We start from the raw sequence: 13,674 nt of genomic DNA on the forward strand, positions 1-13,674 counted from the left end.
TAAAACAACTAATCGGAGGAAGCAAAAATGGGAATTAAAGCAGAAAACCTAGTAATCAAACTAAATTTCGGAGAGGAAACATTGAAACCAGCCATAAAACCAGTGATAACGGCGGTGCAAGACACAGAAAAGCCAGTAATTATCGAAGGCGATGCGCTAACAGACCCGAAAAACGTCGCACAGCGCGAGAAATATATCGAGAGAATCGAAGTACTACATAGAGTCGAAGGGCTGTTACTGCTGCCAGTTATGGAAATGGCGACTACAAAGCAAGTAGCGGCGTTTTATAACGTGCCACATAGTACATTGAAAGCCGTAATTCAAAGAAATAACGACGAATTAGAGCAAGACGGAATGTACCTAGCGAAGTATAGCGAAATCAAAGAGACAGTAAAGATGTATAATGCGTCTTTACTAGAGAGTGGTGTGGGTTATCGTGGTGCATATGTATTCCCCAAGAGGGCTATTTTAAGAATCGGCATGTTGCTAAGAGACAGCGAAATAGCGAGGGAAGTGCGAACTCAATTACTCAATATCGAGGAGAATACCGAAACATCTACGAAGATAATCGAAGTTAACAAAGAGATAGAATTACAACACGAAGTAGCAAAAGCACTCATCAGTGGTGATTTAATGGCACTAGCACAAGCTACGGCGAAGGTAAGCGAATATAAAAACCGACATATCGCAAAAGTAGAGGGTGAACGAGACCAATATAAAGCGGAATTAGATGTCATTAACGGCACGGATCTCATTTCTCTTAGAAACGTAGGGCTAGAATATTTAGACGGCATTTCATCAGCTAACCTTCGCAAGTTTTTACAATATCAAGGCGTGTTAAGTAACGTAAGAGCGGATGGGCATTACACGGCAAACGTAAAATACGCTAAATACTTCAAACTATCTACGACAGTTAAGAACGATAGATTATGCAAAACGTTAAAGGCAACTCGTGAAGGTGCAATTTTCATCGCAGAGCTGTACGAGAAACATAATATCAAGAAATCTGCGTAAAAGTGACCCGTTTCGGCAGGTTGCTGCGCCTATAAGGGTGTGTGGGGGGAGTAATACGGATTAATGCGTAAAAACGTATAAAAATATACGTCACACTATACACGTTTTACCTAGTCAGAAATACATATAGGTGACGGGAATAGGGTACGCACCTGTTCTCAATCTAGTTAGGTAAGTACGTAAATTCGTATGCGCTTCGATTTAGGTATTACGGAAGCTGCTCGTATTTATTAAGCCGCTACTACATTCTATCCAATCGCATTAGAGTGGGCGCTATTCACATGGCGCCTAGTTCTCTCTTTTAACTAGCGATGTATAAAACTATACGAAATAAAAAACGAAAGGAGATGAAAAATATGCGTATCAGACATGAGTACGATTATGCAATTATCGAAGGCGACGAAGATGTTATGCAACGTGCAACCATTAAAGGTGCATGTATCGGTACAGAACCGATGCCTGCTGGTGTAAATCTATACTATTTCTACGATAAGGCACAAAAGACCAAAACGAAAGGCGATGCGAATGTTTATGTACTCTATCGTCAGATGTACTTAAATAAATTCGGCACGAAAGAAAAAGGAGCAACTAAATGACCAGTGACACTCTGCGTTTTATCAGAAAGACTATAGGTTACACAATGGAAGAATTCGCACAACTAGTAGGTGTCTCCATGGTTACAGTTTACCGTTGGGAATCTGGAATAAATGAACCGCCTAAAAGTAAGCAAAAGCGTATTCAGTCACAACTTAACCTTACAGATGAGGACATAGATGAGATTAACCGCCTACTGTCAGAGCGCCGCCATAGCAAGTTATGCACGAAGATACGTGCGCAGCTTTGTCAGCGGGAAGTATCGGATAGCTAGCGGTTTCTCCAAGCCGTCAACGCAAGGGTAGTTTTTCTTTCATTCGTGGCGTAGGCGTTATGTGCAGCGTAGCTAATGGCGTGGCATTTCCCTGTTTGTCCTGCGTCGCACCTCCTTTTTAAGAAACTAATAATCTTTTATTTAACTTCGAAGTGTGAAAAATACACATTTCCAGTGTGAAAAATACAACAACTAAGGAAGGGTGGTATAAATGCGACCACAGGATATTAAAGCGGTTAGACAAATAACAGGACTCAATCAAACGCAGTTCGGCGAGTTGTTAAATGTTTCATTTAATACCGTCAATAGGTGGGAACGGGGTCTTGTACAGCCGAAAAAAGAGAACATTAAGAAAATCGAGAGATTAATAGGAAGTGAAAACCTTCGAGTTATTCAAGCGAAGTTACTATATGATTTACCGTTGCTAGAAGCATCGGTAAGCTTACGAAAAAGAGTAAACGATAAGAAAGGAGAGATTAAGAAATGATTAATGATGCGATTCTAGACGCAGCAAAAGGAAAGACGGGCATACAGCTAGGTAGAGCCAATCGACCACTAGTAATAGCTGATATTAAAAATTATCGTGGTCACTCGTTCTTAGTGGCTCATGTTACCGATAATGCGCGAACAGTGGGGCAGATTATAGCGCCTATGCAAGATATCACGAGCCTAGCTGGAAAGATTAACGAAATAGTCGAAGCTAGTTGCGATAGGGAAACGCCTATTGCCTACGATTTATACACACCTAATGACGCTATTTACAACGAGTCATTATCTAGTTTATACGCGCTGCCACAAATGAAACCTAAATCAGCGTGTAACGAATGTTCCGTAATTATGGACGATAAGCGAACGCAGGAAGCGATAGACGATATTTATATTAACGAGGTCGAAGCGCAAGAACAAGAAAAGCAAGAAACAAAAGAAAGATCAGCGCGAGGAAAGTTAAAGCAATTCTTTAAAACGATGCGCGATAAGTTGGCGGGATTTATGCACTCAACCAAATAATAACGCAAGTTATCGACGGCAATGCCGTTTATATAAAACACTAAACTAACAAACAAAAGGGAGATAGGACAAAAATGACAAACACTAAGACAGCAGTAGAACTAATCCACGAGGCACGAGATATTCAAGCAGGCACAGCGAGCTACGTAATCCAGCTACTAAATGGAAGTAACGGTAATGGACTTAACGAAGAGTTACGTAAAGTAGGGGCAAATCAAGAATTAACATTCAAGGGCAAACTGGCGAGAAAAGAGCGCATTAAGCAAGTGGTAACACACGTATTCTTAGAGGAAATGAAAGATCGTCGAGGCAAGTATAATGCGTTATTAGACGAAGCCGAGAAGCAAACACGAGCGCTATTAATGCCACAATTCGAAGGTCTAAACGAAGCCGACCGTATTTTATATGATGCGGAAATCAGCAGCCTAAAAACAAAGATGTTACTATCGCCTAATCAACGAACAACTATTCAATACCTAGAGAAAATGGTGGAAGTAGCGAGCAAGAACGGACATACGGCGCACGAATTACAAGGATATTTCACGGGGCAACTAGCAGAACTAGTCGGCAAAGGTGACAATCTTCCGCATATTCGCCCAGCTCTATTAGTAATGAGTCAGAAGTTAGCGAAGGCATCACAAGTACCGAACTTCGACGAAATCAAAGGGCAACTAGATAGCATTAATCAAATGCGCTCGGCATCATTCGCAGTAGGACAAGTACATACGGCTATCACGGAAAACCTCGGACATGTTGCGGGGGAATACGTAAATGAACCCGCTAAATACTTCGAAGACCATGCGGACACAGCCGCATTAGTAGAAAAGAAAATCGAGAATCATAACCGATTCGGACACGATGTATTTAGTGAATAATGCGAAGRAGGCAAGCGGATATGAAAACTAAACAATACACGCTGGACGAGCTAAATGATGCATTCATCGCAGGCGGCGGAACTGGCAGAAAAGGCTAACGAAGACAGGGCGGGGCTATTGCCTCGCCTAATATAAAAAACTAACTAACGAAAGGGAGTGAGTAGTAATGGTAGAGGTAAAGAAAACCTTATTAAGTTTAGAGAATGCAGTAACTATCGAGAGAATCGGACAGAAGTTGTCTAGTGGAGAGAGTATTGATGCTAGTGACTATCTAGAGGTTGTGGAAATCACCATATATGACGAAGGCGCAACAGTAACGGAAGATGTGCTATTAAAGTCATTATCTAAAGTCCGAGAGTTACAAGAAATAGTTGCAAGACTAAAAACGGATTAATACGAATAGAGGGCAGGGTCGTAGCGGACTTTGCCTATCAATCTCATATATTCATAAACATAACGGTAACCCTAAACGAAGAGAGGACGAAGGAAAATGATAGCGACAACAACGAAGACAACTACTAAAACTAAAGCCCCAAATGTACATAAACAATTACCCGAGATTATTGCAAAGGCTCGCGAAGAGTTCGGAGAAAACGGGTATTTAATCACGTATGACCACAATGCGCAAGAATGGAAGTCACATAAAAAGGTTGTGAGAGGTGACGGCGGTATGACTGCTTATGAAGCTCGAAACGGCTACGACGAAGATAGCGTACTTTTTGGCGGAGCGTAATAGCTTCGCTTTTTTACTCATTTATTTATGAAGAGAGAGGGAGAACTAAAATGCCGAAGGAAAGAACGAACGTAAAAATGAAGCAATGCTCATACTGTAGAAAGATGAAATCAACTGCGGGCGGTTTCCACAAAGAGACGAAATCACCCGACGGGCTACAGACACGCTGTAAAACCTGTAACGTAAAGGCACGCACAACTGGCGAATATACCGTGACGGAATTTATCGAGGTAGACGGTAAGGAAACCGAAGTAAAGCAATGTAAATCCTGCGCTGAAAAGTTTCCGCTAGATAGCTATTATCGAAATGGGCGTGGGGGATTTAAGCCGATTYGCAAGCGATGCTATGAAGCTAAATACGATAGAGCTAGAGCCGTAAAACAAGCGTTAGATAAATCACATACAAACAAAATGCAGCAGCAAGGGATCGCATCGTTTAGCGTAACTGGCGTCGGCTCATTCACATTCAAAGAAAATAACGTTTCTAGTGCGATTGGGCAGCCGTTATCGGAACTTATCCCCGACAGTGTGTTACAATTAAACGAAGCGGAAAGCGAGGATCTCCAATTGACTGGACGTGTGATTAGTTGGACAGTTTAAGAAGGTTGTATAAAAAGGGAGATGGCGCAAAGATGGCGAGAGCAAACGAGAATGATTTAACGGAGAAATTGGCAGAAGGTCACCGAAAATATGGTGACGGCAACTTTACAATACAGAACATCGGCGATGAAACTAATTCGAATTGGACTGTCGTAAAAAATGTGAGAAAGGGATCGGCAGGCATTCGCGAAGAGGAAGATATATTAAGACTGCAATCAAAATATATAAAATAGTGCGGAAAGGTACGCCGAGATTCGCATTTTAAGACGATTATTTTTAATTCCGTAGATAAGGGGATTCATCTAAATGCGTCAGAATTTTCGATAGGGAATCGATAGAACAAAAAGGCATTCAACATTGACGTAGAACTACTATATAGCGTATAATATTAATTAACAAAAACGGTCAGTTGACCGCCCAAATGAACGTTCAGCAAACGAGGAAAGAATCGTTTATATATCGTAGGTAATTGACGGGTCGGGAGTTCGAATCTCTCCTGGGACGCTAACAAAACCTTGTTATCTTTTGATAACAAGGTTTTTTGTTTGTTTTAAATTAGTTATTAATAAACTTCTCAAAGACAAAACCATAATCTTTCACGTTATATTGTTTCTTCGTATCAACAAGCCAGTTAAAGGCGATATCGTTCATTTCTTTAAACTGTTCTGCTAAATTTACTTGTGCATTTGAAATACGGCTGAAAGCGTTAGATGCCATATCTAAACTTTTATGTGCATACTGCAATGTAATGTCGTTGTCGTATGAAATTTCTTCGATTTTAAGAAGAGCCTTATATAAATCTTTTAATTCTTCAATATGTTTTTTATGAACATCAATTGAGTAATGCTCATCTCCCATTTGAAATTTAATTTCTACATCTAAATCAATCGTTCCTGCAGTTTCGAGTGCTACGTTTTTAATTTGATATTTACTATAGCTAAAGCGGCGTAATGTACGTTTTTTGCTTGTGGCACTTGTACCATCTAGATGAATTAATCCTTTGTTTGTGAAACAATATTCATCCGATTTTGATTTAATAAGAAAGTAAATTTTCTCCCCATCTTCATGCATCACGTAATCATCAGCATCAACCTTATCATAATCTTTTGGTGTAATGACAGAACCTACATCGCTTAATCCTAAAACATCAGCAGCCATTTTTTTGAACATATATAATCCCCCTTATAAATTAAATTCTTAATTGTACAAAAATATATTAACATGATTTTAAACTTATTTTTGAAATCTTACAACTCTGTAAGGTAAGTGTAAGGAAGTTCGATGGTAACGAATTACTAATCCTATATAATGAAGATAACAACGATAAATGAGGAGGAAGAGATGATGAAGGGATTAATCGTAACGGGTTTAACAGTAGCTTTTGGGTTTGTGGCGTATGAAAAGTTAACATATGTAATTGATGTTGTAAAACATTTAGTAGCGTAGAAAAAACTGCCATGAGAGGGAAAGGGAATGAGTGAATGAATGGAATGGTTATTTGGAATTATAGGTACTTGTAGTGTAGTTTTATTGTTCTTTGTCCCGAGTGGTATACTTAGTTCGACAACAAGTTTGTTCTTTTTAAGTTTGTTTGCTTGTACGATGCTTATTATTATGTTTTTGATGAAGCGAAGTAAACCGATCTTCTATTTTAGCATGATTGTTATGGCAATTATTTTTCTCCAAATTATTACCCTTGTTATATACCCCACAATTATAAAAGCTTTCCATTAATGATGAATCCTCTGCTTCTGTTGCTGAGGGTTTTTGTTTGTGAAAAATGAATTTCATTTAAAAGGTTTTTGCTTTTTTGTTACGAAAATAGAATATTCCTATATTTCAAATAAATAATTTTGGAATGTTGTGTTCTCATTACGCATTTGATATATTTACTTTGAAGATCATTAAAATCTAGAAAAAGAGGCGGACGTATGGATAAAAAAGAAAATACGGTCGTATTGTTTCCGCAACTATCAGAACGCTATATTGATAAAGGTTTTTTAGCGTTGAAAGAGCGGGAATTCGAAGATGCATTGCGCTGCTTTGAAATATTACGTCAGTATAATGCAGAAACGGAACAAACAGAATTAGCTTCAGTTATTTGTTTGCTAGAATTAAAACGTATGGAAGAAGCGAAAGAAAAATGTGAGCAGTTGCTTGAAATAGGAGCTGTATTATTTGGTGATATTCTTGAAACGTATGTAACTATTTTAGTTCAAACAAATGATTATGAAGGTGTCATCGAAACTGTTGAGGAAGTTTTGCAAACGAAAGATATAAATCCTGAGCAAAAGGAAAAATTGGCGCAGCTTGCTTTGTTTGCGCAAGGGATGCTGAATGAAGAAGATATACCGCTAGTGGATTCGAAGTTTGAATTAGAAGAATTTACCGAGGGGCTTTTTGGAGAAAACTTTGGTCAAAAGCTAAGAGTGATCCAGAAACTTTCGTTAAAAGACCTGGATCTCGCACTTCCTACTTTAAAGAAATTTTTAATAGACGAAGATCAGCACCCTTATTTAAAAACTTCTATTTTGTATAAAATGGTAGAAAATCAAATAGAAGAAGAGGTAGAAGTAGAGAAGTTTGGAAATACGATAAAGGTGATTCCAGCATTTACGGGTCATAATGAGGAGCAATCCGATAAAATTATACATAAATTCTCAAACCGATTAGAGCAAAATTATCCAGATATATTTGATGCGATGGTTACATACTGGAAAGAATTACAAATTAGCATTTTCCCATTCCCTCTATTAATGGACAAAGTAGAAATTTGGGCTGCCGTCTTAGAGAGAATTGGAAGAAAGCGTTTCGGATTGGCTATTGATGAAGAAGAACTTATGACAGCATACAATATTGAGTTTGAGGAATTTCATATTGCCTATCAATGGTTACTGCGCATTGAAAGAGAAGGGTATTTGCCCGTATAATTATGAAAAAGAATCGTTCAGTTATTGAAACGAGCACATTCTATGTTATAATGTAAGGGTTGCAAAAGGCAGAAATCTGCCTGTTTGTAAGAGAAGAGGAGTATAATTCTCTTACTTAATATGTTTCATATTAGTCTCGAACAAAATATACCGTAGTTGTCTTTTAGACAATTAGTAGATTGGAACATTGTATCTGAAAGCTTTTTGCTAGAGGGTTATTTGTACATTTGTTATTTCAAAAAAGAGATAATAAAAATCTTAATCTATAGAGGTATGTGCATACATTATTATAGTTGGAGGGAAAGAATAAATGTCTACAAAATGGGAAAAATTAGAAGGTAACGTTGGCGTTTTAACAATCGAAGTTGATGCTAAAGAAGTAAATAACTCTATCGACGCTGCATTCAAAAAAGTAGTAAAAACAATTAATGTACCAGGTTTCCGTAAAGGAAAAATGCCTCGTCCATTATTCGAACAACGCTTTGGTATTGAATCTTTATACCAAGATGCTTTAGATATCATTTTACCAAAAGCATACGGTGAAGCAATCGATGAAGCTGGTATCTTCCCAGTTGCTCATCCTGAGATTGACATCGAGAAATTCGAAAAAGGCCAAAACTTAATTTTCACTGCAAAAGTTACTGTAAAACCTGAAGTTAAATTAGGTGATTACAAAGGTTTAGCAGTAGAAAAAGTTGAAACAACTGTAACTGACGAGGATGTAGAGAACGAAGTAAAAGCTTTACAAGAGCGTCAAGCTGAACTAGTTGTTAAAGAAGAAGGAACTGTTGCAGATGGTGATACAGCTGTAATCGACTTCGAAGGTTTCGTTGATGGCGAAGCATTTGAAGGCGGAAAAGGCGAAAACTATTCTCTTGCAATCGGTTCTGGTACTTTCATCCCAGGTTTCGAAGAGCAAGTAATTGGTCTTAAATCTGGTGATTCTAAAGAAGTTGAAGTATCATTCCCAGAAGAGTACCATGCTGCTGAATTAGCTGGTAAACCAGCAACATTCAAAGTAACAATTCACGAAATCAAAACAAAAGAACTTCCTGAGTTAAACGACGAGTTCGCTAAAGATGCTGACGAAGAAGTTGCAACTCTTGATGAATTAAAAACAAAACTTCGTACAAACTTAGAAGAAGGCAAAAAGCACGAAGCTGAGCACAAAGTACGTGACGAAGTAGTAGAATTAGCTGCTGCTAACGCTGAAATCGACATTCCAGAAGCTATGATTGACACTGAGTTAGATCGTATGGTTCGTGAATTCGAGCAACGTTTAAGCCAACAAGGTATGAACCTTGAGCTTTACTACCAATTCACAGGTACTGACGCTGACAAATTAAAAGAGCAAATGAAAGAGGATGCACAAAAACGTGTAAGAATCAATCTTGTTCTTGAAGCTATCATTGAAGCTGAAAACATCGAAGTTACTGAAGAAGAAGTAACTGCAGAAGTTGAAAAAATGGCTGAAATGTACGGTATGCCAGTAGACGCTATCAAGCAAGCTCTTGGAAGCGTAGACGCTTTATCTGAAGATCTTAAAGTGCGTAAAGCTGTAGACTTCTTAGTAGACAACGCTGCATAATAAAATAACAAGGCGCGATTTTAATCGTGCCTTGTTTTATAAATATAGAAATATATTTATAAAACTTTTCGATGAAGAAGGAAAAGTTCCTTTGTAAGTCGAATATACATATTTCAAAAGTTTTAAAATTTTTTTGTTTGTACATAACTAGTCATATTATTTGTATTTCTCGCCACGTAGTGACATAATATGTATTTACATACGATACATTTATCGTGTACATACGAAGGCAAGAGGTTAGCACTTTGTAAGGGGTGTGAAAATATGTTTAAATTTAATGATGAAAAAGGTCAATTAAAATGTTCTTTCTGTGGTAAAACACAAACGCAAGTTCGAAAGCTAGTTGCAGGTCCAGGTGTTTACATTTGTGACGAGTGTATCGAGCTTTGTACTGAAATTGTACAAGAGGAGCTTGCGAAGGACGAAGAAGTAGAATTCAAAGATGTACCGAAACCGGTAGAAATTCGTGAAATCTTAGATGAGTATGTCATCGGACAAGATAACGCGAAAAAAGCACTAGCGGTAGCGGTATATAACCATTACAAACGCATTAATTCTAACAGCAAAATTGATGATGTAGAATTGGCGAAGAGTAATATTTCACTTATTGGGCCAACTGGTAGTGGTAAAACATTATTGGCACAAACATTAGCGCGTATTTTAAATGTTCCATTTGCGATCGCGGACGCAACATCTTTAACAGAAGCTGGATATGTAGGGGAAGATGTAGAAAACATCTTACTAAAATTAATCCAAGCAGCTGATTATGATGTAGAGAAAGCGGAAAAAGGAATCATTTATATTGATGAGATTGATAAAGTGGCACGTAAGTCCGAAAATCCATCAATTACACGTGATGTATCTGGTGAAGGCGTACAGCAGGCACTTCTGAAAATTTTAGAAGGTACTGTAGCAAGCGTTCCACCTCAAGGTGGTCGTAAGCACCCGCATCAAGAGTTTATTCAAATTGATACAACGAACATCCTATTCATTTGTGGTGGAGCGTTTGATGGCATCGAGCCTATTATTAAACGTCGCCTTGGTGAGAAAGTAATTGGATTTGGTGCTGAGAAGAAAAATGCTGATGTAAATGAGAAGCATGTTTTATCTCACGTTTTACCAGAGGATCTTTTAAGATTCGGTTTAATTCCGGAGTTTATCGGTCGTCTTCCAGTTATTGCGAACCTAGAGCCGCTTGATGAAGATGCTCTTGTAGATATTTTAACTAAACCGAAAAATGCACTTGTTAAGCAATTCCAAAAACTATTGGAGCTTGACGATGTTGAGTTAGAGTTTGAAGAAGGTGCACTAGTTGAGATTGCGAAAAAAGCAATTGAACGTAAAACAGGTGCTCGTGGACTTCGTTCTATTATTGAAGGCTTGATGCTTGATGTAATGTTCGAACTGCCATCTCGCAAAGATATCGAGAAGTGTATTCTTACGAAAGAAACAGTAGCTGATAATGAACCGCCGAAATTGGTGTTACAAGACGGCACTGTACTTGATACAAAAACATCTGCATAATGCGAAGAAGAAACAGCAATTTTTATAATTGCTGTTTTTCTTTATGTTTAGCACTATTCCTCCCAGGAAATACTAAAAGGTAAAACATAGCGGGAGGAAATGAATTATGAGCTGGACAAATATATTTTTACTTGTTCAACTTGTTTTTGGCGTAATTGTCGGATTGTATTTTTGGCACTTACTTCGAAATCAGCGAACACAAAAAGTTTCAATTGATCGAGAATCGAAAAAAGAATTAGAGCAGCTTCGTAAAATGCGTGAGGTTTCTTTAACAGAGCCACTTGCGGAAAAGGTACGTCCTACATCCTTTATAGATATTGTAGGGCAAGAAGACGGGATTAAGTCGTTAAAAGCGGCTCTTTGTGGTCCTAATCCGCAACATGTGATCATATACGGTCCGCCAGGTGTCGGAAAGACAGCGGCAGCACGCCTTGTATTAGAAGAAGCGAAACGAAATCCGAAATCTCCATTTCGTACAAATGCAACATTTATCGAACTTGATGCAACGACAGCTAGGTTTGATGAGCGTGGTATTGCGGATCCATTAATTGGTTCAGTGCATGACCCGATTTATCAAGGAGCAGGTGCAATGGGGCAAGCGGGTATCCCGCAACCGAAAAAAGGGGCTGTAACAGATGCGCATGGTGGTATTTTGTTCATTGATGAGATTGGTGAATTACATCCAATTCAAATGAATAAAATGCTGAAGGTGTTAGAAGATCGGAAAGTATTTTTGGAAAGTGCGTACTATAGTGAAGAAAATTCGATGATTCCAACGTATATACATGATATTTTTCAAAAAGGTTTACCTGCAGATTTTCGCTTAGTTGGTGCAACGACGCGTTCACCAGAGGAAATTCCTCCTGCAATTAGGTCGCGTTGTTTAGAAGTGTTCTTCCGTGAGTTAGATACAGAAGAAATTCAAAAAGTAGCGAAAAATGCAGCTGACAAAGTGGAAATGCAAGTAGGTGAGAACGGTATCGAAATGATTGGAATGTATGCAAGAAATGGACGAGAAGCAATTAATCTCGTGCAAATTTCTGCTGGTATGGCGATAAATGAAGAACGACCTTTCATTAAAGATGAAGATATTGAGTGGGTTGTTCATTCTAGTCAGCTTACACCAAAGTACGAAAAACGTATTTATCCAATTCCGAGAATCGGTCTTGTGAACGGGCTTGCTGTATATGGGCCGAATACAGGTACGTTATTAGAGATTGAGGTAACAGCTATTCCTGCGAAAGATAAAGGGTCAGTGAATGTCACTGGAATTGTAGAAGAGGAAAGTATTGGTAGTCAAACGAAATCAATCCGCCGTAAAAGTATGGCGAAAGGTTCTGTTGATAATGTGTTAACAGTCCTTCGTTCTCTAGATGTGTTGCCAGAAGGGTATGATATACATATTAATTTTCCTGGTGGTATCCCGATTGATGGTCCGTCAGCAGGTATTGCTATGGCAACAGGTGTCTATTCAGCGGTGCATCGTACGTATGTGAATAATGAAGTAGCGATGACAGGTGAGATAAGTATCCACGGAGAAGTGAAGCCTATTGGTGGTGTGTACGCAAAAATAAAAGCTGCGAAAAAAGCGGGAGCTAAGAAAGTCATCATTCCGGCTGAAAACATGCAACCATTTTTGTATACAATAAAGGGAATTGAGATCATTCCTGTTCGCAAATTAAAAGAAGTATTTGAATTAACATTTATGCAGGAAAATATGCATCGTGAGCTTGATGCACATACTGCTTTGGACGAAACAGATGCGCAATCAATGTGAGAATATACAATAATAAAAATTTGCCAGACTTCGTTTAAGTTTGTATGCTTAAGCGGAGTCTTTTTTCTTTTCGTGAGGCACAAAAAAACAGGGGATTTACAATTGCGAAGAATCTCTGCAATTGCATCTAGATGTATTGTAATATAAAATAGTTGAACAGGAGTTTAATTTATTATGGAGGTGCTATGTCTAGTATGAATACGAATGAAAGAATTGTGCCCCTCCTACCATTAAGAGGCATTCTCGTATATCCAACGATGGTTCTGCATCTTGATGTAGGACGTGATAAATCGATACAAGCACTAGAGCAGGCGGCAATGGATGAAAATATCATCTTTTTAGCAATGCAAAAAGAAATGAATATCGACGATCCGAAAGAAGATGACATATATAGTGTAGGTACAGTGGCGAAAGTGAAGCAAATGTTAAAATTGCCGAACGGTACGCTTCGTGTCCTTGTAGAAGGTTTACATAGAGCAGAAGTAGTAGAGTTTATCGAAGAAGAAAATCTGGTACAAGTTTCTATTAGAACAGTAACTGAAGAAGTAGAAGATGATTTAGAAGAGAAGGCTCTTATGCGTACGTTACTGGAGCATTTCGAACAATATATTAAAGTTTCGAAAAAAGTTTCAAATGAAACATTTGCAACGGTAGCTGATGTAGAAGAACCCGGAAGACTAGCTGATTTAATTGCTTCTCACTTACCGATTAAAACGAAGCAGAAACAAGAGATTTTAGAGATTGTATCTGTGAAAGAA

At 38.3% G+C, this 13,674-nt stretch carries 17 protein-coding genes; 16 read left to right on the plus strand and 1 reads right to left on the minus strand.

The window, feature by feature from the left end; translation table 11 throughout:
• The first annotated feature begins 81 nt into the window (after window positions 1-81).
• The 10 genes from AC1DTM_RS05480 to AC1DTM_RS05525 all read left to right on the plus strand — a co-directional run bounded on the left by AC1DTM_RS05480 (window position 82) and on the right by AC1DTM_RS05525 (window position 5,330).
• Window positions 82-1,014 carry a phage antirepressor KilAC domain-containing protein gene (locus tag AC1DTM_RS05480; RefSeq protein WP_229183489.1) on the plus strand — a complete coding sequence of 311 codons (933 nt, stop codon included), beginning with the start codon at window positions 82-84 and terminating at the stop codon, window positions 1,012-1,014.
• Window positions 1,015-1,370: 356 nt separating this feature from the next.
• Entirely contained in the window at window positions 1,371-1,610 is a 240-nt protein-coding gene (locus AC1DTM_RS05485; RefSeq protein WP_016106258.1) for a hypothetical protein, read from the plus strand.
• Window positions 1,607-1,882 (plus strand): helix-turn-helix domain-containing protein, encoded by a 276-nt coding sequence (locus AC1DTM_RS05490; RefSeq protein WP_016106257.1) that lies wholly within the window; start codon window positions 1,607-1,609, stop codon window positions 1,880-1,882. The genes AC1DTM_RS05485 and AC1DTM_RS05490 overlap by 4 nt, the downstream gene beginning before the upstream one ends.
• Before the next feature lie 211 nt (window positions 1,883-2,093).
• Window positions 2,094-2,369, plus strand: a complete 276-nt coding sequence (locus AC1DTM_RS05495) for a helix-turn-helix domain-containing protein (protein WP_002184901.1) — start codon at window positions 2,094-2,096, stop codon at window positions 2,367-2,369.
• Complete coding sequence (locus tag AC1DTM_RS05500) at window positions 2,366-2,890, plus strand: hypothetical protein (RefSeq protein WP_016106256.1); 525 nt, start codon at window positions 2,366-2,368, stop codon at window positions 2,888-2,890. The genes AC1DTM_RS05495 and AC1DTM_RS05500 overlap by 4 nt, the downstream gene beginning before the upstream one ends.
• Window positions 2,891-2,964: 74 nt before the next feature.
• Window positions 2,965-3,765 carry a hypothetical protein gene (locus tag AC1DTM_RS05505; RefSeq protein ID WP_016106255.1) on the plus strand — a complete coding sequence of 267 codons (801 nt, stop codon included), beginning with the start codon at window positions 2,965-2,967 and terminating at the stop codon, window positions 3,763-3,765.
• A gap of 166 nt (window positions 3,766-3,931) precedes the next feature.
• Complete coding sequence (locus AC1DTM_RS05510) at window positions 3,932-4,159, plus strand: hypothetical protein (RefSeq protein WP_016106254.1); 228 nt, start codon at window positions 3,932-3,934, stop codon at window positions 4,157-4,159.
• Between the two features lie 96 nt (window positions 4,160-4,255).
• Entirely contained in the window at window positions 4,256-4,498 is a 243-nt protein-coding gene (locus AC1DTM_RS05515) for a hypothetical protein (RefSeq protein ID WP_016106253.1), read from the plus strand.
• A 212-nt stretch (window positions 4,499-4,710) separates the two neighbouring features.
• Window positions 4,711-5,097: a hypothetical protein gene (locus AC1DTM_RS05520; protein WP_477000076.1), complete on the plus strand. Its 387-nt coding sequence runs from the start codon at window positions 4,711-4,713 to the stop codon at window positions 5,095-5,097.
• Window positions 5,098-5,129: 32 nt separating this feature from the next.
• Window positions 5,130-5,330 (plus strand): hypothetical protein, encoded by a 201-nt coding sequence (locus tag AC1DTM_RS05525; RefSeq protein WP_016106251.1) that lies wholly within the window; start codon window positions 5,130-5,132, stop codon window positions 5,328-5,330.
• Window positions 5,331-5,652: 322 nt separating this feature from the next.
• Here the strand turns inward: AC1DTM_RS05525 and AC1DTM_RS05530 are convergent, their stop codons facing one another.
• A complete protein-coding gene (locus AC1DTM_RS05530; protein ID WP_002112079.1) occupies window positions 5,653-6,267 on the minus strand; it encodes a PH domain-containing protein in 615 nt (204 codons plus the stop codon).
• A 315-nt stretch (window positions 6,268-6,582) separates the two neighbouring features.
• On the opposite strand from AC1DTM_RS05530, the gene AC1DTM_RS05535 reads away from it, so the two are divergent.
• From AC1DTM_RS05535 to AC1DTM_RS05560, 6 genes are all read left to right on the plus strand, one after another.
• The gene (locus AC1DTM_RS05535) at window positions 6,583-6,831 is read left to right on the plus strand and encodes a hypothetical protein (RefSeq protein WP_002112074.1); all 249 of its coding nucleotides are present in this window, start codon (window positions 6,583-6,585) and stop codon (window positions 6,829-6,831) included.
• Between the two features lie 197 nt (window positions 6,832-7,028).
• On the plus strand, window positions 7,029-8,027 hold the full coding sequence (locus AC1DTM_RS05540; protein WP_088099543.1) for a hypothetical protein: 999 nt from the start codon (window positions 7,029-7,031) through the stop codon (window positions 8,025-8,027).
• A 310-nt stretch (window positions 8,028-8,337) separates the two neighbouring features.
• Window positions 8,338-9,615: a trigger factor gene (gene tig, locus AC1DTM_RS05545; protein ID WP_002112071.1), complete on the plus strand. Its 1,278-nt coding sequence runs from the start codon at window positions 8,338-8,340 to the stop codon at window positions 9,613-9,615.
• A gap of 264 nt (window positions 9,616-9,879) precedes the next feature.
• Window positions 9,880-11,139, plus strand: a complete 1,260-nt coding sequence (clpX, locus tag AC1DTM_RS05550) for an ATP-dependent protease ATP-binding subunit ClpX (protein WP_000472285.1) — start codon at window positions 9,880-9,882, stop codon at window positions 11,137-11,139.
• A 106-nt stretch (window positions 11,140-11,245) separates the two neighbouring features.
• Window positions 11,246-12,916: an ATP-dependent protease LonB gene (gene lonB / locus AC1DTM_RS05555; RefSeq protein WP_002112070.1), complete on the plus strand. Its 1,671-nt coding sequence runs from the start codon at window positions 11,246-11,248 to the stop codon at window positions 12,914-12,916.
• A 185-nt stretch (window positions 12,917-13,101) separates the two neighbouring features.
• The coding region (locus tag AC1DTM_RS05560; RefSeq protein ID WP_477000077.1) for an LON peptidase substrate-binding domain-containing protein at window positions 13,102-13,674 on the plus strand (573 nt) is incomplete at its 3' end.

Source organism: Bacillus sp. P4_D3 (assembly GCF_056401855.1).